The 24,403-nt window shown below is 67.4% G+C and carries 22 protein-coding genes; 8 read left to right on the top strand and 14 right to left on the bottom strand.

What is annotated here, in order from left to right; all coding sequences use genetic code 11:
* The first annotated feature begins 16 nt into the window (after positions 1–16).
* Entirely contained in the window at positions 17–838 is an 822-nt protein-coding gene (locus AO501_RS20645) for a DUF1206 domain-containing protein (protein WP_055579470.1), read from the top strand.
* Between the two features lie 7 nt (positions 839–845).
* On the opposite strand, the gene AO501_RS20640 is transcribed toward AO501_RS20645, so the two are convergent.
* The 8 genes from AO501_RS20640 to tkt are packed head-to-tail and all read right to left on the bottom strand — an operon-like array spanning position 846 to position 9,830.
* On the bottom strand, positions 846–1,628 hold the full coding sequence (locus AO501_RS20640; protein WP_055579469.1) for a PIG-L deacetylase family protein: 783 nt from the start codon (positions 1,626–1,628) through the stop codon (positions 846–848).
* A gap of 34 nt (positions 1,629–1,662) precedes the next feature.
* Positions 1,663–2,940, bottom strand: a complete 1,278-nt coding sequence (locus AO501_RS20635; RefSeq protein ID WP_055579468.1) for a cytochrome P450 — start codon at positions 2,938–2,940, stop codon at positions 1,663–1,665.
* A gap of 4 nt (positions 2,941–2,944) precedes the next feature.
* The gene (locus tag AO501_RS20630) at positions 2,945–3,346 is read right to left on the bottom strand and encodes a hypothetical protein (RefSeq protein ID WP_055579467.1); all 402 of its coding nucleotides are present in this window, start codon (positions 3,344–3,346) and stop codon (positions 2,945–2,947) included.
* A 51-nt stretch (positions 3,347–3,397) separates the two neighbouring features.
* The gene (gene pgl / locus AO501_RS20625; protein WP_055579466.1) at positions 3,398–4,135 is read right to left on the bottom strand and encodes a 6-phosphogluconolactonase; all 738 of its coding nucleotides are present in this window, start codon (positions 4,133–4,135) and stop codon (positions 3,398–3,400) included.
* Entirely contained in the window at positions 4,132–5,043 is a 912-nt protein-coding gene (gene opcA / locus AO501_RS20620) for a glucose-6-phosphate dehydrogenase assembly protein OpcA (protein WP_055579465.1), read from the bottom strand. The genes pgl and opcA overlap by 4 nt, the downstream gene beginning before the upstream one ends.
* A 22-nt stretch (positions 5,044–5,065) precedes the next feature.
* Positions 5,066–6,607, bottom strand: coding sequence for a glucose-6-phosphate dehydrogenase (gene zwf / locus AO501_RS20615; RefSeq protein ID WP_055579464.1), 1,542 nt, complete (start codon positions 6,605–6,607; stop codon positions 5,066–5,068).
* Positions 6,604–7,722: a transaldolase gene (gene tal / locus AO501_RS20610; RefSeq protein WP_055579463.1), complete on the bottom strand. Its 1,119-nt coding sequence runs from the start codon at positions 7,720–7,722 to the stop codon at positions 6,604–6,606. The genes zwf and tal overlap by 4 nt, the downstream gene beginning before the upstream one ends.
* Before the next feature lie 14 nt (positions 7,723–7,736).
* Positions 7,737–9,830 (bottom strand): transketolase, encoded by a 2,094-nt coding sequence (gene tkt, locus AO501_RS20605; RefSeq protein ID WP_055579462.1) that lies wholly within the window; start codon positions 9,828–9,830, stop codon positions 7,737–7,739.
* A 270-nt stretch (positions 9,831–10,100) separates the two neighbouring features.
* Between tkt and AO501_RS20600 the strand changes: the two genes are divergently transcribed.
* Together AO501_RS20600 and AO501_RS20595 are read left to right on the top strand one after the other, a co-directional pair.
* A complete protein-coding gene (locus AO501_RS20600; protein ID WP_082658751.1) occupies positions 10,101–11,036 on the top strand; it encodes a heme o synthase in 936 nt (311 codons plus the stop codon).
* A gap of 364 nt (positions 11,037–11,400) precedes the next feature.
* A complete protein-coding gene (locus AO501_RS20595; RefSeq protein ID WP_055579593.1) occupies positions 11,401–12,939 on the top strand; it encodes a PPE family protein in 1,539 nt (512 codons plus the stop codon).
* Here AO501_RS20595 and AO501_RS20590 read toward each other — a convergent pair.
* Positions 12,936–13,913: a quinone oxidoreductase family protein gene (locus AO501_RS20590; protein ID WP_055579461.1), complete on the bottom strand. Its 978-nt coding sequence runs from the start codon at positions 13,911–13,913 to the stop codon at positions 12,936–12,938. The two genes, AO501_RS20595 and AO501_RS20590, sit on opposite strands and share 4 nt — an antisense overlap.
* Positions 13,914–13,932: 19 nt before the next feature.
* Between AO501_RS20590 and AO501_RS20585 the strand changes: the two genes are divergently transcribed.
* Entirely contained in the window at positions 13,933–14,748 is an 816-nt protein-coding gene (locus AO501_RS20585; RefSeq protein ID WP_055579460.1) for a hypothetical protein, read from the top strand.
* Here AO501_RS20585 and AO501_RS20580 read toward each other — a convergent pair.
* From AO501_RS20580 to mptB, 5 genes are all read right to left on the bottom strand, one after another.
* The gene (locus AO501_RS20580; RefSeq protein ID WP_082658759.1) at positions 14,698–15,633 is read right to left on the bottom strand and encodes a COX15/CtaA family protein; all 936 of its coding nucleotides are present in this window, start codon (positions 15,631–15,633) and stop codon (positions 14,698–14,700) included. The two genes, AO501_RS20585 and AO501_RS20580, sit on opposite strands and share 51 nt — an antisense overlap.
* Before the next feature lie 92 nt (positions 15,634–15,725).
* Positions 15,726–16,610 (bottom strand): endonuclease domain-containing protein, encoded by an 885-nt coding sequence (locus AO501_RS20575; RefSeq protein ID WP_055579592.1) that lies wholly within the window; start codon positions 16,608–16,610, stop codon positions 15,726–15,728.
* 105 nt (positions 16,611–16,715) lie between these two features.
* Positions 16,716–17,426 (bottom strand): ABC transporter permease, encoded by a 711-nt coding sequence (locus AO501_RS20570; protein WP_082658758.1) that lies wholly within the window; start codon positions 17,424–17,426, stop codon positions 16,716–16,718.
* Between the two features lie 59 nt (positions 17,427–17,485).
* Positions 17,486–18,427 carry an ABC transporter ATP-binding protein gene (locus tag AO501_RS20565; RefSeq protein WP_055579458.1) on the bottom strand — a complete coding sequence of 314 codons (942 nt, stop codon included), beginning with the start codon at positions 18,425–18,427 and terminating at the stop codon, positions 17,486–17,488.
* A complete protein-coding gene (mptB, locus tag AO501_RS20560) occupies positions 18,424–20,136 on the bottom strand; it encodes a polyprenol phosphomannose-dependent alpha 1,6 mannosyltransferase MptB (protein ID WP_055579457.1) in 1,713 nt (570 codons plus the stop codon). The genes AO501_RS20565 and mptB overlap by 4 nt, the downstream gene beginning before the upstream one ends.
* A 117-nt stretch (positions 20,137–20,253) precedes the next feature.
* Here mptB and AO501_RS20555 point away from each other — a divergent pair, with 117 nt between their 5' ends.
* The 4 genes from AO501_RS20555 to sufC are packed head-to-tail and all read left to right on the top strand — an operon-like array spanning position 20,254 to position 24,402.
* Positions 20,254–21,039, top strand: coding sequence for a helix-turn-helix transcriptional regulator (locus AO501_RS20555; RefSeq protein ID WP_055579456.1), 786 nt, complete (start codon positions 20,254–20,256; stop codon positions 21,037–21,039).
* The gene (gene sufB / locus AO501_RS20550) at positions 21,036–22,475 is read left to right on the top strand and encodes a Fe-S cluster assembly protein SufB (protein WP_055579455.1); all 1,440 of its coding nucleotides are present in this window, start codon (positions 21,036–21,038) and stop codon (positions 22,473–22,475) included. Before AO501_RS20555 ends, sufB begins: the two co-directional genes overlap by 4 nt.
* The gene (gene sufD, locus AO501_RS20545; protein ID WP_055579454.1) at positions 22,472–23,626 is read left to right on the top strand and encodes a Fe-S cluster assembly protein SufD; all 1,155 of its coding nucleotides are present in this window, start codon (positions 22,472–22,474) and stop codon (positions 23,624–23,626) included. Before sufB ends, sufD begins: the two co-directional genes overlap by 4 nt.
* Complete coding sequence (gene sufC / locus AO501_RS20540) at positions 23,623–24,402, top strand: Fe-S cluster assembly ATPase SufC (protein ID WP_055579453.1); 780 nt, start codon at positions 23,623–23,625, stop codon at positions 24,400–24,402. The genes sufD and sufC overlap by 4 nt, the downstream gene beginning before the upstream one ends.
* Position 24,403: the final 1 nt, after the last annotated feature.

The following is a 24,403-nucleotide window of genomic DNA, read 5'->3' as shown; positions in this document are numbered from 1 at the left end:
GGGCGAAGGGGGCCTCATGTCTGACCCGAAGAATGACCGAGCGCCGGCAGTCTCGGCGGCACAGGTAGCCCAGAACGGCGTCTTCGAGAAATTCGCCCGCGCCGGGTTCGTGGTGAGCGGAATACTGCATCTGATCATCGGCTACCTCGCCATCCGTGTCGCGCTCGGCGACGGCGGCACCGCCGACCAGTCCGGGGCTCTGGCGGCGCTGGCGGCCCGCCCCGGTGGCCCATTCGCGCTGTGGATCGCCGCTGTCGCCCTGCTGACGCTCGGGTTGTGGCGCCTGATCGAGACGGTTCTGGGACGTGCGGCCGACCGCGACTCGCCGGACTCACCGGGCGGTATGCAGCGGGTCAAGACCTTCGGGGTCGCCGTTGTCTACCTCGGATTCGCCTACTCAGCCTTCGGATTCGCGCACGGAGCCGGGAAGTCCTCTGGTGAGCAGAGCTCCACCGCGAGCGCCCGGCTGATGCAGAGCACGGCCGGCACCATCGCATTGATCGCGTGCGGCGTCGGCGTCATCGCGGTGGGCGGCTACCACGTCTACAAAGGAGCCGGCCGCAAATTCGTCGACGACCTCAACGGCCGGTCCGGCAAGCTGGTGCGCCGACTCGGCGTGGCCGGCTACGTCGGCAAAGGGGTGGTCATCGCCACCGCCGGTGTGCTGGTGGTCGTCGCCGCGTCCCGCTCCGAGCCGAACAAGGCCACCGGACTCGACGGGGCCCTCAAGACCCTCGGCGCTCAACCCTTCGGAGTGGTGCTGCTGATCGCCGCCGGTGCCGGGATCATCACGTACGGCTTATACAGCTTTGTGCTGGCCCGCTCAACCAAGATGTGAGGGGCGCTCAGCCCGCGTCATCAAAAATGCTGTCCCGCAGCCGTCCTGGCTCCGCTGAAGGATCGACGAACCATTCGTGCCGGAAAATTACGGCCAACACCTGCGGTGGCAGCCGTAGCAATACCTGGTAAACCCGCGCACCCACACCGGCGCCCAACTGGGAGCGATGAGCGGCCACCGCATCCCGCTTCTGCCGGGCCACCGCGCGCACGTCGACCCGGTGCGTGATGCTGGCACTCGGCGCATAGGCGTCGGCCAGCACATCCCGCTCGTAAGGCGGCGGAAGACGCAGCACACCGCACACATCGCTAACCCGGCGCAGCAGTTCGCGCGGCATCGTCGCCTCGAGAACCCTTGGTGTGCGCGCCAGTTCGGCGGCCCGTTTGCCGACACGGTGCACCTGCACATGGTCGCGGTGGCCGTACCCGCCGTTGGCCTGGTAGCTGAGCAGCAGCTGCGCGTCCTCAGCGCGAAGGATCGCGGCCAGGCGCTGCGCGGCCTCCTCGACATCGGCTCTACCGAAACGCACCCGACCCGGCGGGTCGGGGTAGAAATCCGGGCCGTAGCCGCTGTCGGCGTAGCCCAGGCACTCCGTTCGGTGTGCGCCGAGAATGCCGGTGCTCGAGTGCAATTCGTCCAAGCGGGTGCGGTCGTCCTCGTCACCCATCCGTCCGTCGGTGGCCGTGACGACGACCACCCGATGACCGGCGGCGGCCGCTTTGGCCAGTGTGCCGCCGGTCAGGATCACCTCATCGTCCGGGTGGGCGTGGAAGGCGACGACCGTGGACATGACGCGATCGTATCGGTGTTCCGGCGAGCCCGAATCAGTGCACGGCCGCGTAGGTGACCGGGCAGGGCCCCTGTGCCCGCGCCACCCCGCCGATCTGAGCCGGGACCGGACGCGGGTGCGCGCTCCAGCCTGCGGTCAGTTCGTACTCACCCAGCAAGCGCGTCAGCGCCGCCGTCATCGCCGCGAGTGCGAAAGGCTGCGCCGGACAGGAATGCCGCCCGTGGCCGAACGCCGTCACCAGCATCGGTGACGGCAGGTCAGAGGGGTCGGTGAGCCGGTGGCGGGTCCATCGTTCCGGATCCCACGTGTCCAGCCCGGGTGCCGCAGAGGTGTTCAACAACGGCAACAGGGTGGCGATGGTCCAGCCGGGCGGCACTTGGTAGGTGATTTCGCCGGTGTTCAGTTCGACCGGCGCCAGCACCGTGCGGCTCATGATCGAGCGCTGCGCCAGACGCGTGGACTCGAGTGCGCAGCGCTGGGCGAAGTCCTTGTCGCCGTTACGGATTGGTAGCTGATGTCGCGGATGCTCGACCAGGTCGACCAGCGCCCAGCCGAGTGCGGCGGCCAGGTTCGACATGGACGCGATGTGGATCAGGGCGACGTCATGGGCGATGCCGCGCACGCGGACCTCGTCGGGCTCGGAGTCCCATGCGGCGACAATCCTGCCGAACAGGCTTCCGTCATCGCGGTAATGCCGCACCGCGGCCGCCACCGTGTCGGTGACGTCGTCCAGGGCAGCACGCTCGGCGCGTTTGTCCGAGGCGGCCACCGCAGCCATCCGGTCGGGGTGGACGAACGCCTCGGAGCCGTCCAGGGTGTCGAACGCGTGCACCAGACGCTCGAAAGCCACACCCTCGGAGCATCCGGGCCCGGCCCACGATGCGAGGCCCATCCGGTGCCCCAGCCGGCGGGTGAGGTCGAAGACATCCACCGAACCGGCCGAACCCAGTTCGGCGGTCGTATCCCGCAGCGCGCCGTCCAGGTTCGCAAGATAGACGGCGACATCGTCGCGGCGAAAAAGGTTGGTGGGCAGGATACGACGACCGGTGAAGATCTCGTCGGGCAGCTTGCGGCGCAGCATCAAAAAGTCGGCAACGCCCTTGCTGGCTTTGTCCTCCGGCAGGGCGTAGAACGACTCGACGCCCGCGGGGGAGAAGGTGAACAGGTAGCGGTCGGCGCCGCTTTCCACCACAAACGTGTCGCCGCACCGATCGCGGGCGGCGGCGATGGTGGCGACCGCATCTGCAACGGCGATATCCCACGGCAGGCCGGTACCGTCCGCGAGTGGTGGGGCGGGAACCGGATGAGTCACGGAGTCAGCGCACGCCCCGATTGCGGAGCCGGTCCATCACCCCGCGCATGACGTGCTCCGTCGCGTTGAGTGGCAGCATCATCGTCTCGCCCCAGCTCACGATGTTGTCCATGCGTTCGAGAATGGCCTCTACCGGTTGGAGCACCGCGAGCAGGCGCTTGGCGAGATCATCGAGGCTGGACAGGGTCCCGTCCAGGTGGTCCAGCCCGGTCTCCAGCCGCGAGACGGTGCTGTTCAGGGCCGACAGCGACTTGTTCAGTTCCACCAGGGAGGTGCCGAGTCCGTCCAGGACGTCCTCGACCTGCTCCACCGTCTTGTCGGCATTCAATGCCGCCTGGGTGAGCGTCTTCATTCTTTGCCGGGCTGGGGTGGGGCGGCCGCCGCTTCTGTCTGCCATGACGGTCATTATTACCAGCTTGACACCGGGGGATACAGCCCCGTGAGAAGCCGGGCCGTGTCAACGGGGCAGTTTGCCCGCTGCGCCTTCGTCGAGGAGCCACCGGGTGATCTCGCGACCGATGGCCCCGGCGGCCGGGAGCGAGACGGGATCGGCGCCGCCGATGGCAGCGGCCACCGCGTCGGCCTTGCCTTCGCCCGCCACCAGCAGCCACACCTCGCGGGACCGCTGAATCGCGGGCAGTGTCAACGTAATTCGTTGCGGCGGCGGCTTGGGCGAGTCATCCACGGCGACCACCATCCGGCTGGTCTCACGCACCGCGGCAGTGTCCGGGAACAGGGAGTTGACGTGTCCTTCGGGTCCCATCCCCAGCAGATGCACGTCGAAGCTGGGCGCCTGCTCACCGGGCTCGGCATTGGCCGCCAGAATCTGCTCGTACGCCAGGGCCGCAGCCTCAAGGTCGGAGCCGAACTCGCCGTCGCTGGCCGCCATGGGGTGCACCTGGCTGGCGGGAATGTCGATGTGGTCGAGCAGGGCCTCGCGCGTCTGCTTCTCGTTGCGCTCGTCGTCGTCTTCGGGGACATATCGTTCGTCACCCCAGAACAGGTGCACCGTGGACCAGTCGACCGGCCGCGACGCGAGTTCACGCAGCAGTGCGACACCGTTACCGCCCCCGGTCAGCGCGATCAGTGCTCGTCCCCGCGCCGCTGACGCCGCGTTGATGGTGTCGACCAGTCGCTGTGCCGCGGCCTGCGCCAAACGTTCGCTGTCGGCAAATACCTCGATATCGAAGCTCATTGATATTGCACCTTCTTGATGCCCTCCAGGGCCGCGTGGTAGATCTCGTCGGCGTCCAGCCGGCGCAGGTCTTCGGCCAGGCATTCACCGGTTACCCTGCGCGCCAATGGAACCAACGCTTCGGGCTTGGCCGTGCGGCTCAGCGTAGCCGTGGTTCCATCCTGCGGCCGGCTCAGCACGATGGTCTCGCTCTTGCGCACCAGTTCCACGGTGAGCTCGCCCACCTCGCGGCGGACCGGGCCGTCGATCCGGCTGGCCAGCCAGCCGGCCAGCACGTCCAGTGCGGGTTCGGTTTCCAGGCCGCTGATGCGAGCCGACTCGATCGGCTCGTGCGGTGGCAGGTCGATGGCTGAAGTCAGCAGCGCACGCCAGTACGTGATGCGGCTCCAGGCGAGGTCGGTGTCGCCGGCGGTGTAGCCGGGCAGCCGGCTCTTGATCGCCGCCAACGGGTCGACGGCGTTGGTGGCGTCGGTGATACGGCGGATTGCCAACTTGCCCAACGGATCCTGGGCTGGCACCGCCGGAGCGTTGTCGGGCCACCAGGCGACGACCGGGATGTCGGGCAGCAGGAAGGGGATGACCACGCTGGCGGCGTGCCCGGACAACGGCCCGGAAAGCGCCAGCACCACCACCTCACCGGCGCCCGCGTCGCCCCCCACCCGGATCTGCGCGTCCAGACGCGGTTCGTCGGCGTACGCGTTGCCCCGCATCGTCACGATGATGCGGCTCGGATGTTCGTGGCTGGCGTCGTTGGCCGCCTGGATGGAATCCTCGACGACGGCGTCGCTGTCCGGCGCGATGATCAGCGTGAGTACCCGGCCCATCGTGACCACGCCGGCCATCTCGCGCATCTCGTCGAGCTTCTTGTTGACCGCCGTGGTGGTGGTGTCAGGCAGTTCGACAATCATTTGCGCCGCTCCTCAGTGCCGTTCATGGCCGCCGCCATTCCCGGCCGGTACGGCGCAGCATCTCGAACGCCGACTCGGGCCCCCAGGTGCCCGCCTCGTAAGGATCCGGCTTGCCGTGCGACGCCCAGTTGTCTAGCGCGGGATCGAGTATCTCCCAAGCTAATTCGACTTCTTCGTTAACCGGGAACAGCGAGGGTTCACCGAGCAGCACGTCGAGGATCAATCGTTCGTAGGCTTCCGGCGATTCCTCGGCGAACGCTGAGCCGTAGGAGAAGTCCATGTTGACGTCGCGGACTTCCATCGCGGTGCCGGGCACTTTGGAACCGAACCGCAACGTGATGCCCTCGTCGGGCTGCACGCGGATGACCATGGCGTTGGTGCCGAGCTCGTCGGTCATGGTCGCGTCGAAGGGCAGGTGCGGTGCCCGCTTGAAGACGAGCGCGATCTCGGTGACCCTGCGGCCCAACCGTTTTCCGGTGCGCAGATAGAACGGGACACCGGCCCAGCGCCGCGTGTCGACCTCGAGGGTGATCGCGGCGAACGTCTCGGTGACGGAGTCCTTGGCGAATCCCTCTTCGTCGAGCAGCCCCACCACTTTCTCGCCGCCCTGCCAGCCGGCGGTGTACTGGCCGCGGCTGGTGGTCTGGTCGAATGGCTGCGCGAGCTGGGTCGCCGAGAGCACCTTGATCTTCTCCGTTTGCAACGACTTCGGAGTGAAGCTGACCGGCTCTTCCATCGCGGTCAGCGCCAGCAATTGCATCAGGTGGTTCTGGATCACGTCACGCGCGGCGCCGATTCCGTCGTAGTAACCGGCCCGCCCACCGAGGCCGATGTCCTCGGCCATGGTGATCTGGACGTGGTCGACGTAGTGGGAGTTCCAGATCGGATCGAACAACTGGTTGGCGAAGCGCAGCGCCAGGATGTTCTGCACGGTCTCTTTGCCGAGGTAGTGGTCGATGCGGAAGACCGACTCCTCCGGGAAGACGGAGTTGACGGTCTTGTTGAGATCCTGCGCGCTCTTCAGGTCGTGGCCGAACGGCTTCTCGATCACCACCCGGCTCCACCGATTGCCTTGCGGGCGCGCCAGTCCCGACTTCTCCAGCTGTTCGCAGACCTGGGGGAACGACTTGGGCGGGATGGCCAGATAGAAGGCGTGGTTTCCGCCGGTGCCGCGTTCGGCGTCCAGCTTCTCCAGGGTTTCGGCCAGGCGCTGGAATGCGTCGTCGTCGTCGAAGGCGCCCGGGACAAAACGGAATCCCTCGGCCAGCCGGTCCCAGTTCTCCTGGCGGAACGGTGTCCGGCAGTGCTCCTTGACGGCGTCGTGAACCACCTGGCCAAAATCCTCGGTGTCCCAGTCCCGCCGCGCAAACCCCACCAGCGAGAAGGTGGGGGGCAGCAGTCCGCGGTTGGCCAGATCGTAGATCGCCGGCATCACCTTCTTGCGGGCCAGGTCGCCGGTGACCCCGAAGATCACCATGCCGCAAGGGCCGGCGATTCGGGGCAGCCGCTTGTCCCGCTTGTCGCGCAGCGGGTTCTGCCAGGCTGCAGCGCCGGCTGAACTCATTTGTCGGCGGACTCCAGCTGCGCCTGCGTCTCCTTGAGCAACTCGCTCCAGGATTCCTCGAACTTCTCGACGCCTTCGTTTTCCAGGACCAGGAACACGTCGGTCAAGTCGATCCCGATCGCGTCGAGCTTGTCGAACACCTGCTGCGCTTCTGATTCGGTGCCGGTGATGGTGTCGCCGTGGATCGTGCCGTGATCGGCGACGGCGTCAATTGTCTTCTCCGGCATGGTATTCACCGTGTTCGGAGCGACGAGCTCGGTGACGTACAGCGTGTCGGAGTAGTCGGGGTTCTTGACGCCGGTGGATGCCCAGAGCGGCCGCTGTACCCGGGCGCCGTCAGCCTGCAGCGCCTGGAACCGCTCGCCGCCCTCGAAGACTTCCCGGTAGGCCGCGTAGGCCAGGCGGGCGTTGGCGACGGCGGCCTGGCCGAGGAGGGCACGGGCGTCGTCCGAATCGATCTTCTCCAGCCGCTTGTCGATCTCCGTGTCCACCCGGGAGACGAAAAACGATGCCACCGAATGGATCTTGGACAGGTCATGGCCCGCTTTCTTGGCCTTCTCCAATCCCTCCAGATAGGCACCCATCACCGCGCGGTAGCGCTCGACCGAGAAGATCAGCGTGACATTCACCGAAATGCCTTCTGCCAGAGTCGTTGCAATGGCGGGAATGCCCTCTTCGGTGGCCGGAATCTTGATCAGCAGGTTCGGACGGTCAACGATCTTCCACAGTTCGACCGCCTGCTCGGTGGTCTTGTCGGTGTCGTGCGCCATCCGCGGGTCGACCTCGATCGACACCCGGCCGTCGACCCCGTCCGAGGACTCCCACTGCGGCCGCAGCACATCACAGGCGTTGCGGACGTCGTCGGTGGTGACCGTGCGGATGGTGGCGTCGACGTCGGCGCCGCGCTCGGCGAGCTCGGCGATCTGGTCGTCGTAGGTGTCGCTGTCGGCCAGCGCCTTCTGGAAGATCGACGGGTTAGTGGTGACCCCGACGACGCTCTTGGTGTCGATCAGTTCCTGCAGGTTGCCCGATTTGATCCGGTCCCGGGACAAGTCGTCGAGCCAGACGGATACCCCCGCGGCGCTGAGCGCGGCGAGGTTTGAATTCTGGGTCATCTGATCACCTTTTCTCAGTTATCCAGTGCTTCTTCCGCAGCGGCAGCGACGGCTTCGGCGGTGAAGCCGTACTCGCGGAACAGCGTCTTGTAATCGGCGGATTCCCCGAAATGCTCGATCGACACGATTTTGCCGGTGTCGCCGACCAGCTTGTGCCACGACTGCGCGACTCCGGCTTCGACGGCGACCCGCGCCGACACCGAGGGGGGCAGCACGCTGTCCCGGTATTCGGAGGGCTGCGACTCGAACCACTCCACACACGGCATCGACACGACCCGCGCCAGAATGTCCTTGTCCGCCAACAGCTTCTTTGCCTCGACGGCCAGCTGCACCTCGGAGCCGGTGGCGATCAGCACCACGTCGGGCTCCTCATCGCCCTCGGTGCCGCCGAGCACGTAGCCACCGCGGGCCACGCCGTCCAGGTCCGTGCCGTCCAGGACGGGCACATTCTGCCGGGTGAGGATCAGGCCGACCGGCCCGCTGCCGTTGCCCCGGGCCAGCACCGTACGCCAGGCGTAGGCCGTTTCGTTGGCGTCGGCAGGTCGTACGACCGAGAGGTTCGGAATGGCTCGCAGCGCCGAAAGGTGCTCGATCGGCTGGTGCGTCGGGCCGTCCTCGCCCAGGCCGACCGAGTCGTGCGTCCACACGTAGATGGTGTCGATGTCCATCAGCGACGCCAACCGCACTGCCGGGCGCATGTAGTCCGAGAACTGCAGGAACGTCCCGCCGTAAGCCCGGGTCGGGCCGTGCAGCACGATGCCGGACAGGATGGCGCCCATCGCGTGTTCGCGGACCCCGAAGTGCAGCGTTCGGCCGTACCAGGACGCGGTGTAGTCCTTGGTCGAGATCGAGGGCGGACCGAAGGACTCGGCGCCCTTGATGGTGGTGTTGTTGCTGCCGGCCAGGTCCGCCGAGCCGCCCCACAGCTCGGGCAGCTTCGGCCCGACGGCGTTGAGCACCTCGTTGGACGCCTTCCGGGTGGCGACGGCGTCGTCGCCGGTCTCCCAGTGCGGCAGGTCTGCGTCCCAGCCCTCGGGCAACTCCTCGGCGGTGAGCCGGTCCAGCAGCGCCTTGCGCTCGGGCTCGCGCTCCGCCCAGGCGTCGAAGTCGGTCTGCCACTTCTGGTGCGCTTCCCGGCCCCGGTCCACCAGCTTGCGGGTGTGAGCGATGACCTCGTCGCGGACCTCGAAGGTCTTGTCCGGGTCGAAGCCGAGGATCTTCTTGGTAGCCGCCACCTCGTCGTCACCGAGCGCCGCGCCGTGCGCCTTGCCGGTGTTCATCAGGTTGGGCGCGGGGAAGCCGATGATGGTGCGCAGCGAGATGAACGACGGCCGGCCGGTCTCGGCCTTCGCGTTCGCGATCGCCTCCTCGATGCCGACGACGTTCTCGCCGCCGTCCACCTCCTGGACGTGCCACCCGTAGGCGCGGTAGCGCTCAGCGGTGTCTTCGCACAGCGCGATATTGGTGTCGTCCTCGATCGAGATCTGATTGCGGTCGTAGAACACGATCAGGTTGCCCAGCTGCTGCACCCCGGCCAGCGACGACGCTTCCGACGTGACGCCCTCCTCGATGTCTCCGTCGGAGGCGATCACGTAGATGTAGTGGTCGAACGGGCTGGTGCCGGGATCGGCATCGGGGTCGAACAGACCGCGCTCATAGCGTGCCGCCATCGCCATCCCGACCGCCGAAGCCAGCCCCTGGCCCAGCGGGCCGGTGGTGATCTCGACGCCGGCGGTGTGCCGGAACTCGGGGTGTCCCGGAGTCTTGGACTTCCACGTGCGCAGCGCCTCGATGTCTTCCAGCTCGAGCCCGAACCCACCGAGGTAGAGCTGCAAATAGAGAGTCAGGCTGCTGTGGCCGGCCGACAGGACGAACCGGTCGCGGCCCAGCCAGTGGACGTCACTGGGGTCGTGGCGCATGGCGCGCTGAAACAGCGTGTATGCCAATGGGGCCAGGCTCATCGCCGTTCCGGGGTGACCATTGCCGACTTTCTGGACGGCGTCGGCGGCCAGTACCCGGACCGTGTCGACCGCAGCCGAATCGATCTCGGTCCAGTCGTCGGGGTGGTGCGGGCGGGTGAGCTCGGAGATCTCTTCAAGTGTGGTCATTCAGTCCTCAGTCCTGGGGTCATCAAACTGATCAATCCCACCCTAGTGCGGGATTGCCGGCGCATGCAGGCCCAGATTGCGTGTACCCGCCGAAGCCTGTGTGAAAATATCGTGTCGCGGGTTGGTGGCTTTCATCAGCGCCGTGCGGGCGGATAGGTCGAGAAAATTCGGGTAGATCGACCCTGCGGGGCTGTGGCCGTGCCGGCGCGGTCTACCATCATGCGTAGTAGAAGCTGCGCGCGGCTGCGATTTTCCCGAGGAGTTAATGCTTTGAGCGTTCGCGGGCGCCCAGACATCGAAGCGCCGGGCCGGACTTCAGGCCGGATCACCGGCGTCCTGTTGGCGTACCTGGCATTGACCAAACCACGGGTGATCGAGCTGCTGCTCGTCACCGCGATCCCGGCGATGCTGCTGGCGCACCGCGGCTCGGTCGACCCGCTGCTCATCCTCAACACGCTGGTCGGGGGCATGATGGCCGCCGGCGGGGCCAACACCCTCAACTGTGTGGCCGATGCGGATATCGACAAGGTGATGAAGCGGACCGCTCGACGGCCGCTGGCGCGCGCCGCGGTGCCGACCCGCAACGCGCTGATCTTCGGCCTTGCGCTGAGCGTGGGGTCGTTCTGCTGGCTGTGGTGGACCACCAACCTGCTGTCGGGGCTGCTGGCCGTGGCCACCATCGCGTTCTACGTGTTCGTCTACACGCTGTTGCTGAAGCGGCGCACGGCGCAGAACGTGGTGTGGGGCGGCGCGGCCGGCTGCATGCCGGTGATGATCGGGTGGTCGGCCGTCACCGGGACCATCGGCTGGCCCGCGTTGGCCATGTTCGCGATCATCTTCTTCTGGACTCCGCCGCACACCTGGGCGCTGGCCATGCGGTACAAGGAGGACTACAAAGTCGCCGGCGTGCCCATGCTGCCCGCGGTGGCGACCGAGCGTCAGGTCACCAAGCAGATTGTGATCTACACCTGGCTCACGGTCCTGGCGACCTTCGTTCTGGCGCTGGCGGCCGGGTGGCTGTATGCCGCGGTGGCAGTGGTGGCCGGCGTGTGGTTCCTGGCGATGGCCCACCAGCTGTACGCGGGTGTGCGGGCAGGGGAGCCGGTGAAGCCGCTGCGGTTGTTCCTGCAGTCGAACAATTACCTGGCGCTGGTGTTCTGCGCGCTGGCCGTGGACTCGGCGATCGCGCTGCCCACGCTGTTCTGATCCACCCGCAGCGGTCCCCGCCGCGCCGACTGTGAACTTCACGACAGGACACGCCGTCGGCGCGTCGTGATCTTCGCTGTCGGCGCGTCCCCCCGGTTCGAGTCAGAACCAGCGCGATCCAAACCCCGCACCTATGCGGCTGCCCGTACCAAATTAGTGTTCTGACAACACGTTTCGATCACCGGGCGGCGGCCGCCTGATACCCGTCGCCGAACATCCTCCATTTGCGCTACTGCCCGTCGCGATATCGAATTTCGATGTACCCGACGGCGAGAGGAGTGTTCGGCATGACGTTATGCGTCGTACCCACAGGGCCGTGCACCTCCTGTGCGGCTACCGGGTATCCGCCCAGTACCGGCTGACGATGACCGACCCCATCTGGATGGCTTCGCCTCCGGAGGTGCATTCGGCGTTGCTGAGCAGTGGACCGGGCCCGGGTGCGTTTTTGGCCGCCGCCGAGACCTGGGCTGCCCTCAGTGCCGAATATGCCTCCGCCGCAGACGAACTCGCCGCAATCCTGGCCGCAGTGCAGGCCGGTTGCTGGGATGGCCCGAGTGCCGGATCCTACGTGGCCGCGCACCTGCCATACCTGCAGTGGCTGACTGCTGCGGGTGCCAAGAGCGCTGCGACGGCTGCCCAGCACGAGGTGGCCGCGGCCGCCTACACCGCCGCCCTGGCCGCCATGCCGACGCTGCTCGAGTTGGCGGCCAATCACGCCACCCACGCCGTGCTTACCGCGACGAATTTCTTCGGCGTCAACACGATCCCCATCGCGCTCAACGAGGCCGACTACGTTCGGATGTGGGTTCAGGCCGCCACCATCATGGTGACCTACGAAGCCGTTTCCGCCTCGGCGTTGGCCGAAACTCCGACGACCGGCCCGGCGCCGCAGATAGTTTCCGCCGCCGCGGCGTCGGACCCGTGGCAGCAGATCCAACAGATCCCGCAGCAGCTCTTCCAATTTGCCCTGCGGCTGATCGGGATCAATTGGGATCCCTCCGCCGGCACCCTCAATGGAATCCCATACGCCTCCTACACGGTGCCCGGGCAGCCGGGCTACTGGATCTCCCGGCTCTTCCTGTTCGTCCAGGATTTCCAGGGTTTGCAGGACTGGATTCAGCTGTTGCTGACCAATCCGGTGGCTGCCCTGCAGTCGCTCAGCGGCATCACTCCGGTCCAGATCATCGCGTATCTGGCGGTCCACCCCGTGCTCGCCGCCGCGATCGCGTCCTCACCATTGTGGTCGACGCTGGCCACGCTGCCCGCCGCGGCGGCCAGTGTCGCCGCGCTGGCGGCGTTGGCCGCCATACCGCCCACCGAGCTGGCGGTCGTGCCGGAGCTGGTGCCTGTGGCAGAAGTCGCCGCGGCGGCCCCGGCGAAATTCGCCCCGGCTCTCGCCGGGTCGGTGGCGCCGGGTGCCGCGCCGGCCGCTCCCGTATCGACGGTGAGCACCATCAGCACAACCTCCACCTCGGCGCCGCCGCCCGCGCCGGCCGGCCAAGCGTTCGTTCCCTATGCGATTGGCGGCGGGCCGGGGGTCGGCTTCGGGCCGGTGCATCGCGGCAACACGACCGCAACTGTCCGCGCGAAGGCCCCGGAACCGGATAGCGCCGCTGTCGCGGCGGCCACCGCGGCGCGCAGAAAGGCGCGCAAGCGCCGCCAACAGGGCGAGCCGCAGCGCGGCTATGCCGATGAATTCGCAGATCTGCCAACCGATTTCGGCGACGACGGGCCGGAAGTTTCCGAGCAGGGTGCCGGCCCGTTAGGTTTCACCGGCACCGTGCGGAAGGACGGGGTCCGGCCGGCCGGCCTGATCACCCTGGCCGGCGACCCGTTCGGCGGCGGACCGACGTTACCGATGATCCCCACGAGCTGGGACGAGGACCGGCCCGACGGTAGCTAGGGCAGCAACACGATCGACCCGGTGGTCTTGCGGCCCTCCAGATCGCTGTGGGCGCGCGCGGCCTCGGACAGCGGATAGCTACCGCCGACCTCGACCCGGACGGCCCCGCTGCCGATCACGTCGAACAGTTCGGCCGCCCTCCCGCTGAACTCCTCACCGGTGCGGATGAAGTGGGCGAGCGAGGGCCGGGTGAGGTACACCGATCCGGCATAGTTGAGCTGCTGGGGATCGAAGGGCGATACCGGTCCGCTGGCCGCGCCGAACAGCGCCAGCGTCCCGCGGACGGCCAGGCTCGCCAGGCTGGCATCGAATGTGGTTGCGCCGACCCCGTCATAAACCACGGCCACCCCGGCGCCGCCGGTGAGCCCGCGAATCTGCTGGCCGAACTGGTAGGCGTCGGTGGGGTAGGGAAGTACCTCGGCGGCGCCCGCATCCCGGGACAGTCGTTCCTTCTCCGGCGTCGACACGGTCGAGATCACCCGCGCCCCGAGGTGCGTCGCCCACTGCGTCAAGATCAGCCCGACGCCGCCCGCGCCGGCGTGCACCAGCACGCTGTCTCCGCGCTGCACCGGATACACCGACTTCAGCAGGTACTGCGCGGTCAGCCCCTTCAGCAGCGCCGATGCGGCCACCTCCGAGCTGATGCCATCTGGGACTCTGGCGGTCAAAAATGCTGGGGCCGTGCATAATTCGGCATAAGAGCCATTGGCTGAGGCACTCACCACCCGGTCGCCGACGTTGATGTCGCCCCCGGTGTCCGGGCCGACCGCGGTCACCGTCCCGCACACCTCGGAGCCCAGTACGAACGGAAGCGGGCGCGGGTACTGACCGGAGCGGAAGTAGGTGTCGATGAAGTTGACGCCAATGGCTTCCGAACGGATCAGCAGTTCACCGGGACCTGGCTCGGGCTGGGCGATGTCGTTGTACTGCAGGACTTCGGGGCCGCCGGTTTCGCCGACTTCAATCGCATGCATGCCGATATCATGCCCGGGCATGAAGTTAGCCCGACCGGACACCTTCCATCCGCGCATCGTGTTGGCGGGCGGTCCGAAGCGAGCCGCCGGCGATGATGCCGGGTTGGTGGCCGCCCTGCGCACCCGCGGCCTGCACGCCCGGTGGTTGCCCTGGGACGACCCGGACGTGACCGACGCGCATCTGGTGATTCTGCGCGACGCCGGGGACTACGCCACGCGACTACCCGAATTTCTGGCATGGACCACCCGCGTGCAGCACCTGCTGAATCCTGCGGACGTCATCGCCTGGAACGCCGATCGCCGCTACCTCGAGGACCTGGCGCAGCGGGGCGTACCGACCGTGTCGGGTCCGATGCACGAGCCGGGGGAGTCCATGCGGCTACCGTCGGACGGCCACGTCTACGTCGGCGCTACCCGCGGCACCGGATTGCGACGATTCACCGACCGGTTGGACGCCGAGGCCTACATCAAGGGCCGCCGCGAGAGCGTGTTCGTGCAGGCAGATGCCGAGCCGGAAACCGTGCTCATCTTCATCGGCGGCAAACCGTCACACGCCTTCACCACGCAGGACGGCGGTTTGCATCAGGGTGAGGCTGACTTCGAGCTCTGGGATATCGGCTCGGCGGCCGTCCAGGCCGCCCCGGGTGAGCTGCTCTACGCGCGGGTGCACCTGTCCGGGGCACGACTGCTGGAGTTCCAGCTGATCGACCCGTCGCTGGGGTGGCTGCGCCTGGACGCCGAAACGCGAAGCCTGGCTCAGCGCGAGTTCGCCCTGGCCGTCGAGTCAGCTCTGGAGCGCCTCGGGCTCGGCCCGTTCTCTCATCGACGCCCATAGCGCGGCGGTGGCCGCCGTGCAGGCCGCGGCGCCGGCCACGTGCAGGGCGACCAGCACGGCGGGGACACCGGTGTAGTACTGAGCAGTGCCCACGCCGGCCTGGGCGACGACGAGCGCGACCAGCAACCCGAGACGCCGCATCACCGGGCGGCCGGCCCGCGCCGCCCACAGCCCGAAGCCCAGCCCGACCAGCAGCGACAGGTAGGAGACCAGCAGCGACGAGTGCGCGTGCACCAGAGTGTTGATCTCGATCTTCAGCCGCGGCACCGTCCGGCTCGGGCTCTTGTCACCGGCGTGCGGTCCGGTCGCTGTCACCAGGGTGCCGGTGACCAGCACCGCGGCCAGGTTCATCGCGCTCAACACGGTCAGCAGCCGCAGCGGCCTGGCGACCCGCCGGCGAACCTCGCCGTCGTCGGGCTCGCCGACTTTGACGAAGAGCAGCACCGACAACCACACCATCGTCATCGACGCCAGCAGATGGATCGCCACCGTCCACCACAACAGTCCGGTGCGCACGGTGATGCCGCCGATGACGGCCTGCACGACGGTGGAGGCGGGCATCAGCCATGCGTAGACCAGCACCTCGCGGCGCCGGCGGGCCCGCGTCACCGCCAGCACCGCCAGGGCCGCGGTGATGACCACCGCGAAGGTGATCATCCGGTTGCCGAACTCGACGGCCTGATGGATGCGCGGTACTTCGGAAACCGCGACGGGGGTGAAGCTGCCGGGAAAACACTGCGGCCAGGTGGGGCAACCCAGCCCGGAGGCCGTGACACGCACGATGGCACCGGTGACCGCGATGCCGCCCTGGGTGAGGATCACGAGCGCCGCGATGATGCGCTGGACACGCAGGCTGGGGTTGGGGAGCAGGTCCACCAACCGCATCAGCGCTCGTCCGACGGCCACCGCCCGATGGTAACGACCACTACGTCACGTAGTAGAACCGGGCCTCGCGGCCACCCGCGGCCAGATTGACGCTACGCACAGCCGCGACGGCGTGTTGTGTGTGTGGTGGCAGTGTCGCGGTAGCCGCGGCGCCGCAGTGCCGCGGCGACCTCCCGCACAACCTGGTCGGGCCGGTCCTCGGCGATCACCCGGATGACGATCCAGCCGAGCTCGGCGAGCTCCTTCAATCTGCGCGTGTCGCGCACGTATTGGCGCCGGTTCGTGCGGTGTTGGTCACCGTCGTACTCGACGGCGACCTTGAATCGCTCCCAACCGATGTCGAGCAGGGCCACTGTCCGGAACTTGACCACCACGGGAATCTGGGTCTCGGGAGTGGGTAGTCCAGCGTCGATCAGCAGCATCCGGAGCCAGGTCTCTTTCGGTGAAGCAGCACCCGGGTCAATGTGGGAGAGCAGCGTTCTGAGTTGTCGGACGCCTCGGGCTCCGGCGTATCGCGTGCTGAGCATCAACGTCGCGTCGGTGGAAAACGGTGATGCCCGCATCAGTGCGTCGAGGCGCGCCATCGCATCAGCAGCGGTGAGCTGCCGCCCCAGGTCGAAGGCCGTCCGGGCAGGTGTGGTCACGGGCAGACCGGCAACCCGGGTGACTTCGTCGATGCCCATCCGGCAGTTGCGGGTGATTATTCCGGTGGGCGGGCGGGCATTCCGCCACATCAGTTCGATGGCTTCGTCGTCGTCGACCCAGTCCGAGCCGTGCAACGCCGCGGCGGCCAGCCCAGTCAAGGTCCCGCGGCGACCTGACCACAACCACGCGGCCGCCGAGCGAACGCGTAACGAAAGTTGCATGTCATGCGGCACGTAGACGTCGGGGTAGATCGCCCGGTACTGCGTTCGTAGCTGATACCGGCTGACTCTTCCCTGCTGCAACGCCTCGCTGCCGATGCATACTCTGTCCACACAAGCTTGGACGAGTCCGAACAGCCCACCGGTTCCCCCGAGATTGAAGCCACGCACACCCGCGACGGCGTGTCGAGTCCGTGGTGGCAGTGTCGCGGCAAGAAGTCACACAAAGCGGAAAAAACGCCGCGCCGCCAGTGCGCCCACGCCGCCCCACACCGCGAGTACCGCCAACCCGAACCAGTCCACCGACAAGCTCATGGCCTGTGAAAGCGACTCCGTCAGCGCCCCTGAGGGTGTCAGTCGCGCCGCCCACTTCACGCCCGCCGGGATCACGCCCGTCTCGAGGGTCAGCGCGCCGAACCCGGCGAAGGCGAACCACAACAGGTTGGCCAGCGCCAGCACGATTTCGGCCCGCAGGGTGCCGCCGAGTAACAGGCCCAGCGCCGCGAATCCGGCAGTCCCCAGCGCAATCACCGCGCCACCCAGCGCCAGGGCCGCCAACGGTGGACGCCAGCCCAACGCAAAACCAATGGCGCCCAACACAATTGATTGCAGAAAGACGGTGAACACCACCGCCAGCGCCTTGCCGGCGATGATTCCCCACACCGGCAGCGGAGTGGCCCCGAGCCGCTTCAGTGCGCCATAGCGGCGGTCGAAGGCGACGGCGATCGCCTGGCCGGTGAAAGCGGTGGAGATCACCGCGAGCGCCATGATCGCCGGCGTGAAGACCGCCGCGCGATGCTCGCCGAAGGAGCCGAAGGGCAGCAGGGTGAGCCCGATCAGCAGCGTGATCGGGATGAACATGGTCAGCAGCAGCTGCTCGCCGTTGCGCAGCAGCAGCTTGGCTTCGAGGCTGAACTGAGCGGCCAGCATCCGGGGCACGGCGCTGGGACGCGGGTCGGGTGTGAAGGTTCCGGCCGGGAAGACGTCGCTCACGATCGCAGCCTCCTGCCGGTCAGATCCAGGAAGACATCTTCGAGGCTGCGCTGCTCGACACGCAGGTCGGTGGCCAGCACGTCGATCCGGGCACACCACGCCGTCACCGTCGCCAGCACCTGCGGGCCCACCGCGCCCTCGACGAGGTATTCACCCGGCGATATCTCGCTGGCCCGGTAGTCCTCGGGCAACGCGGCCGTCAACAGCGAGAGGTCGAGTCGTGGTGGCGCGCTGAACCGCAGTTGGTCCTTGGCGCCGCTGCGCATCAGCTCCGCCGGTGTGCCGGCCGCGACCGTCGTGCCGTGATCGATGATGACCAGCCGGTCGGCCAGTTCCTCGGCCTCTTTGAGCTGATGGGTGGTCAGCACCACGGTGACGCCGTCGCGGCGCAGCGCGTCGATCAGCTCCCACACCAGTAGCCGGGCGTGGGCGTCCATGCCTGCGGTGGGTTCGTCGAGGAAAACCAGCTCGGGCCGTCCCACCAGAGCACATGCCAGCGCGAGCCGTTGCTGCTGCCCGCCGGAGAGCCTCCGGTAAGTGGTGCGCGCCGCCTCGGTCAGGCCGAGGGTTTCCAATAGCCAGGCCGGGTCCAACGGGTCGGCGGCGTAGGACGCGACCAGATTGAGCATCTCGCCGGCACGGGCCGCCGGATAGCCGCCGCCGCCCTGCAGCATCACGCCGATGCGGGGGCGCAGGCGCGCGTTGTCGGCGATCGGGTCGAGCCCGAGCACCTCGATGCTGCCGGCGTCGGGGCGCATGAAGCCCTCGCACATCTCGACTGTGGTCGTCTTTCCGGCGCCGTTGGGGCCCAACAGCGCGAACACCTCGGCGGCATGCACCTCGAGATCGAGGCCGGCGACGGCCTTTACTGATCCGTACTGCTTGCACACCCCGCGCAGTCGTACCGCGATATCGCGGTCGTGGGGGACGGAGCTCACGTGGAATCAGCGTAGGCGTCGGGCGCCGCCTCGGGAGCCGGGGTGGCCTTCCCGGGCAGCGCAGCAGCGGCCGGAGTGACGAGTGTCACCGACGGCTCGGGTTGCACGTCTTCTTCGGGGAGGGGCCGCCACGGCAGCCGGTGGTAGGTCAGCGCGATGAGCACAACCACGATGAAGGCACTGGCCAACGTGGCGTCGACGATCTGGAACAACGCGAAGCGGTCGCCATTGGCGGTGGGGCCGAAGATGCCGACGATGAGGGTGACGACGATGGCGGCGGCCCGGAATTTGGTGCGGGTGGCCCAGGCGGCCAGCGGGATGATCGCCCACAGCAGGTACCAGGGCTGCACGACGGGGAACAGCAGCACGGTGAGGCCCAGCGCCACCCCGAGGCCGCCGATCGGGTGCAGCCGGCCGCGGAATACCGCGAGCAGCAGCCAGCAGACCATCACCATGATGATCAGCACGCCGATCGCGCGGGTCAGCGACAAGATGGCGGTGGTGTGATCGCCGAGGCCGAGCAGAATGCCGACCTGACCGGTGCCCAGTGCCAGCAAGGTCGGCGGCGACATCCAGCTGCGCACCACGTTGGCGGTGCCCAGCGTGTAGATCCAGCCGAAACCGAGCCCACTGGCCCAGCCCACGAGACCCATCACCGCAAGGGTCAGGGCCGCCATCGCGGTGCCCGACAGCAGGAACGATTTGACCGTGCTGCCCAGCCGGTAGCCCAGTGCCATCGTGACGAAGCCCAGTGCCAGCAGTGACGGCAGCTTCACCTGCGACGACAGCACGATCAGGACCGAACCGCCAAGCAGTAGACCCAGTGGTTGCCAGTCCGGGCCGATCCGCCACGACTGCGGCTTGAGCGGCCGATCAGAATCGATGCCGCGCAAGGCGAACTCCGCGCCGGTCAGCATCAGCCCCAGCATCAGCGCCTCGTTGTGAATGCCGGCGACCAGGTGCATGAACAGCAGCGGGTTGGCGGCCCCCAGCCACAGTGCGCTGACTTCGGCCACCCCGCAGCGCCGGGCCAGCCGCGGCGTCGCCCACACGATCAACGCCACGCCGAACAACACCACCAGTCGGTGGCAGAGGACCGCGGCGACGATGTTCTCCCCGGTAAGACCCGAGATGCCGCGCCCGATCCACAGGAACAGCGGGCCGTAGGGGGCCGGGGTCTCGCGCCACAGGCTGGGCACCGACAGGGTGAACACATGGCCCAGGCCCAGTCCGGAGGCCGGCCCCACCCGGTACGGGTCGAGCCCTTCCAGCGAGATCTGGCTCTGGGCGAGATAGGAGTAGACGTCCTTGCTGTACATCGGCGGCGCGATCAGCAGCGGGAGCATCCACAACACCAGCGTGCGGTCCAGTTCGCCGCGCGACATCCGGCGCTTGCCGGAGGCGAACCGGCCGAGCATCAACCACGCCAGGGCCATCATGACCGCGCCGGTGGTGGTCATGGTCAGCGACACCGTCTGGATCCGTGACGGCAGGTTCAGCAGCCGCACTCCGAAGGTGGGGTCCTGAACCACCGGCCGGGCCCCGTCACCCAGGGCCCCGATCGCCATCAGCACCGTGCCGGTGGCGCCGAAAAGCCGGGTGCGCTGCATCGCGGTGTGCTCGGCGGCGTTGAGGGGCTTGCCCACCGTCTGCTCGTCGCCGTGCAGACTGGCGATCGACGAGCTCAGGGTGTGGTGGCGGGCTGCCATCAGAGCAGACTAGCCCCGGCGACAATGCCGGCCGCAAAATGCGGCCGGTTGAGGAGCGGGGCAATCGGGTGAGCACGCTGGTCCCGCAACTGTTGCGCTCGTCACCTAAGGGCACCCTTGCTGGACCGATCCCCGGAATTGCGACACACTGGTGTTGTGAAAATCCAATCCGAACCGCATGCTGCCGTGCCCGCGGCCGGCGCTGTCGGGTCGGACGGACACACCCGGCGATCCATCGTCCGCCTGCTGGTCGAGTCCGGCTCCATCACCGCCACCGAAATCAGCGACCGGCTGGGCCTGGCGCCCGCCGGTGTGCGCCGGCACCTGGACGCGCTCATCGAGGCCGGCGACGCGGAATCCTTTGCGTCGTCGTCGTGGCAGCAGGTGGGACGCGGACGGCCCGCCAAGCGGTACCGGTTGACCGCGGCCGGCCGTGCCAAGCTCGACCACGCCTATGACGACTTGGCTTCTGCCGCAATGCGGCAACTGCGGGAGGTCGGCGGCGAGGACGCGGTGAAGACGTTCGCGCGGCGCCGCATCGACGCGATTCTGTCCGGGGTCGAGGCGACCGACGGCTCCGACGAGGACGCTGTCGAAGAGACGGCCGACCGGATTGCGCAGGCGCTGACCAAAGCCGGATATGTCGCCACCACCACCCGGGTGGGCGGCCCCATCCACGGTGTGCAAATCTGCCAGCACCACTGCCCGGTGTCCCATGTCGCCGAGAAGTTCCCGGAATTGTGCGAAGCCGAGCAGCAGGCCATGTCCGAGGTGCTCGGCACCCATGTGCAGTTGTTGGCGACGATCGTCAACGGTGACTGCGCCTGCACCACCCACGTACCACTCAGCCCGGCGCCCAGCCCGCGCCACACCGCAACGAGCACCAAAGGAGCGTCCTCATGACACTCGAAGCCGCACGGACGGTCGAGCCATTGACCCAGGAGCAGACCATCGAGTCGCTGGGCCGGTACGGCTACGGCTGGGCCGACTCCGACGTCGCGGGCGCCAGCGCGCAACGCGGGCTGTCCGAGGCGGTCGTGCGGGACATCTCGGCCAAGAAGAACGAGCCCGAATGGATGCTGAACATCCGGCTCAAGGCGCTGGGCATCTTCGACAAGAAGCCGATGCCGAACTGGGGTTCCAACCTCGAAGGCATCGATTTCGACAACATCAAGTACTTCGTGCGCTCCAGCGAGAAGCAGGCCGCGACGTGGGACGATCTGCCTGCGGACATCAAGAACACCTACGACAAGCTGGGCATCCCGGAGGCCGAGAAGCAACGGCTGGTCTCCGGTGTCGCCGCACAGTACGAGTCCGAGGTCGTCTACCACTCGATCCGTGAGGATCTGGAGAAGCAGGGCGTCATCTTCCTGGACACCGACACCGCGCTGCGGGAGCACCCGGACGTCTTCAAGAAGTACTTCGGCACCGTGATCCCGGCGGGGGATAACAAGTTCTCCGCGCTGAACACGGCGGTGTGGTCGGGCGGCAGCTTCATCTACGTGCCGCCGGGTGTGCACGTCGACATCCCACTGCAGGCCTACTTCCGGATCAACACCGAGAACATGGGCCAGTTCGAGCGGACCCTGATCATCGTCGACGAGAACGCCTACGTGCATTACATCGAGGGCTGCACTGCGCCGATCTACAAGTCCGACTCGCTGCACTCCGCGGTGGTGGAGATCATCGTGAAGCCCGGAGGCCGGTGCCGTTACACGACCATCCAGAACTGGTCGAACAACGTCTACAACCTGGTCACCAAGCGGGCCCGGGCGGAGGCCGGCGCCACCATGGAGTGGGTCGACGGCAACATCGGATCCAAGGTGACCATGAAGTACCCGGCGGTCTGGATGACCGGCGAGCACGCCAAGGGCGAGGTGCTGTCGATCGCTTTCGCCGGCGAGGACCAGCACCAGGACACCGGTGCCAAGATGCTGCACCTGGCGCCGAACACGTCGAGCAACATCGTGTCGAAGTCGGTGGCGCGCGGTGGCGGCCGCACGTCCTACCGCGGCCTGGTGCAGGTGAACAAGGGCGCGCACGGCTCCAAGTCGAGCGTGAAATGTGATGCCCTGCTGGTCGATACGATCAGCCGCAGCGACACCTACCCCTACGTCGACATCCGCGAGGACGACGTCACGATGGGCCACGAGGCCACCGTCTCGAAGGTCAGCGAGAACCAGCTGTTCTATCTGATGAGCCGCGGCATGACCGAGGACGAGGCCATGGCGATGGTGGTGCGCGGATTCGTCGAGCCGATCGCCAAGGAACTGCCGATGGAGTACGCGCTCGAGCTCAACCGTCTGATCGAGCTGCAGATGGAGGGTGCGGTCGGATGACCGCCGCGCTCAACAAAGGGGAACTGTTCTCCTCCTTCGATGTCGACGCGTTCGAAGTCCCGCACGGGCGCGACGAGCTCTGGCGCTTCACCCCACTCAAGCGACTGCGCGGCTTGCACGACGGCACCGCGGTGGCCACCGGCACCGCCACCATCACGGTCAGCGAGCAACCCGGTGTGCGGACCGAGTCGGTGCGCCGCGGCGACGGACGCCTCGGTGAGGCTGGAGTTCCGGCAGATCGTATTGCGGCGCAGGCATTTTCATCGTTCAACTCGGCGACTGTGGTCACCGTCGGGCGCGACACCCAGGTCGGCGAACCGATCAATATCAGCGTCAACGGACCTGGGCAGGGCGCTGCGGCCTACGGGCACCTGCAGCTCCGGGTGGAAGAGCTCGGCGAGGCCGTGGTCGTCATCGACCACCGGGGCAGCGGAACCTATGCCGACAACGTCGAATTCGTGATCGGTGACGCCGCCCGGCTCACCGTTATCTGGATCGCCGACTGGGCCGACGATGCGGTGCACGTCAGTGCTCACCATGCCCGGCTCGGCAGGGACGCGGTACTGCGCCACGTCACCGTCACGCTGGGCGGCGAGGTGGTGCGGATGGCCGCCAACGTGCGGTTCGCCGGACCCGGTGGGGACGCCGAACTGCTGGGCCTCTACTTCGCCGACGACGGCCAGCACCTCGAGTCACGGCTGCTGGTGGACCACGCCCAGCCTGACTGCAGGTCCAACGTGTTGTACAAGGGTGCGCTGCAAGGAGATCCGTCGTCGAAGTTGCCCGACGCGCACACGGTATGGATCGGTGACGTGCTGATCCGCGCCGCGGCGACCGGCACCGACACCTTCGAGATGAACCGCAACCTGGTGCTGACCGACGGCGCGCGCGCCGACTCGGTGCCCAATCTGGAGATCGAGACCGGCGAGATCGCCGGGGCCGGACACGCCAGTGCCACCGGGCGATTCGACGACGAGCAACTGTTCTATCTGCGCTCCCGGGGCATTCCCGAAGAGCAGGCCCGCCGGCTGGTGATCCGCGGCTTCTTCGGCGAGATCATCTCCAAGATCGCGGTGCCCGAAGTGCGGGAGCGCCTCACCGCGGCCATCGAACACGAACTGGAAAAGACGGAGAAGGCAACAACCGCATGACAACCCTGGAAATCAGAGACCTGCACGTCAGCGTCGTCAACCCGAGCGGCGCCGACGGCGAACGCGAGATCCCGATCCTCAAGGGCGTCGACCTCACCGTGAAGTCCGGCGAGAAGCATGCCCTGATGGGGCCCAACGGCTCGGGCAAGTCGACCCTGTCGTACGCGATCGCCGGACACCCCAAGTACGTCGTCACCTCCGGTTCGATCACGCTGGACGGCGCAGACGTGCTCGCGATGAGCGTCGACGAGCGGGCGCGGGCCGGCCTGTTCCTGGCCATGCAGTACCCGGTCGAGGTGCCCGGCGTCTCGGTGTCGAACTTCCTGCGCTCGGCCGCCACTGCCATCCGCGGCGAGGCGCCGAAGCTGCGGCACTGGGTCAAAGAGGTCAAGGCAGCGATGTCCGCCCTCGAAATCGACCCGGCCTTCGCCGAGCGCAACGTCAACGAGGGTTTCTCCGGCGGTGAGAAGAAGCGCCACGAGATTCTGCAGCTCGAGCTGCTCAAGCCCAAGATCGCCATCCTCGACGAGACCGACTCCGGCCTGGACGTCGACGCGTTGCGGGTGGTCAGCGAGGGTGTCAATCGTTACGCGGAAGCCGAGAACGGGGGCATCCTGCTCATCACGCACTACACCCGGATTCTGCGCTACATCAAGCCCGAGTACGTGCACGTCTTCGTGGGCGGCCGGATCGCCGAATCGGGCGGCTCCGAGCTGGCCGACGAACTCGAGCAGAACGGCTACGTGCGCTTCACCCAGGCGACCGCAGGCGCGTAAG

Origin of the sequence: Mycobacterium gordonae (assembly GCF_001417955.2) — a bacterium.
In the GTDB taxonomy this organism is placed as follows: Bacteria; Actinomycetota; Actinomycetes; order Mycobacteriales; family Mycobacteriaceae; genus Mycobacterium; species Mycobacterium gordonae_B.
Note: the sequence above shows the minus strand (reverse complement) of the source record. Positions and strands in the feature narration are given on the sequence as shown.

Coding starts and splice junctions, on each gene's coding strand:
- AO501_RS20645 (WP_055579470.1), top strand. CDS start 17: ATGTCTGACCCGAAGAATGACCGAGCGCCGGCAGTCTCGGCGGCACAG.
- AO501_RS20640 (WP_055579469.1), bottom strand. CDS start 1,628: ATGTCCACGGTCGTCGCCTTCCACGCCCACCCGGACGATGAGGTGATC.
- AO501_RS20630 (WP_055579467.1), bottom strand. CDS start 3,346: ATGACCGTCATGGCAGACAGAAGCGGCGGCCGCCCCACCCCAGCCCGG.
- pgl (WP_055579466.1), bottom strand. CDS start 4,135: ATGAGCTTCGATATCGAGGTATTTGCCGACAGCGAACGTTTGGCGCAG.
- opcA (WP_055579465.1), bottom strand. CDS start 5,043: ATGATTGTCGAACTGCCTGACACCACCACCACGGCGGTCAACAAGAAG.
- zwf (WP_055579464.1), bottom strand. CDS start 6,607: ATGAGTTCAGCCGGCGCTGCAGCCTGGCAGAACCCGCTGCGCGACAAG.
- tal (WP_055579463.1), bottom strand. CDS start 7,722: ATGACCCAGAATTCAAACCTCGCCGCGCTCAGCGCCGCGGGGGTATCC.
- tkt (WP_055579462.1), bottom strand. CDS start 9,830: ATGACCACACTTGAAGAGATCTCCGAGCTCACCCGCCCGCACCACCCC.
- AO501_RS20595 (WP_055579593.1), top strand. CDS start 11,401: ATGACCGACCCCATCTGGATGGCTTCGCCTCCGGAGGTGCATTCGGCG.
- AO501_RS20590 (WP_055579461.1), bottom strand. CDS start 13,913: ATGCATGCGATTGAAGTCGGCGAAACCGGCGGCCCCGAAGTCCTGCAG.
- AO501_RS20585 (WP_055579460.1), top strand. CDS start 13,933: ATGAAGTTAGCCCGACCGGACACCTTCCATCCGCGCATCGTGTTGGCG.
- AO501_RS20580 (WP_082658759.1), bottom strand. CDS start 15,633: ATGCGGTTGGTGGACCTGCTCCCCAACCCCAGCCTGCGTGTCCAGCGC.
- AO501_RS20570 (WP_082658758.1), bottom strand. CDS start 17,426: ATGCTGGCCGCTCAGTTCAGCCTCGAAGCCAAGCTGCTGCTGCGCAAC.
- mptB (WP_055579457.1), bottom strand. CDS start 20,136: ATGGCAGCCCGCCACCACACCCTGAGCTCGTCGATCGCCAGTCTGCAC.
- sufB (WP_055579455.1), top strand. CDS start 21,036: ATGACACTCGAAGCCGCACGGACGGTCGAGCCATTGACCCAGGAGCAG.
- sufD (WP_055579454.1), top strand. CDS start 22,472: ATGACCGCCGCGCTCAACAAAGGGGAACTGTTCTCCTCCTTCGATGTC.
- sufC (WP_055579453.1), top strand. CDS start 23,623: ATGACAACCCTGGAAATCAGAGACCTGCACGTCAGCGTCGTCAACCCG.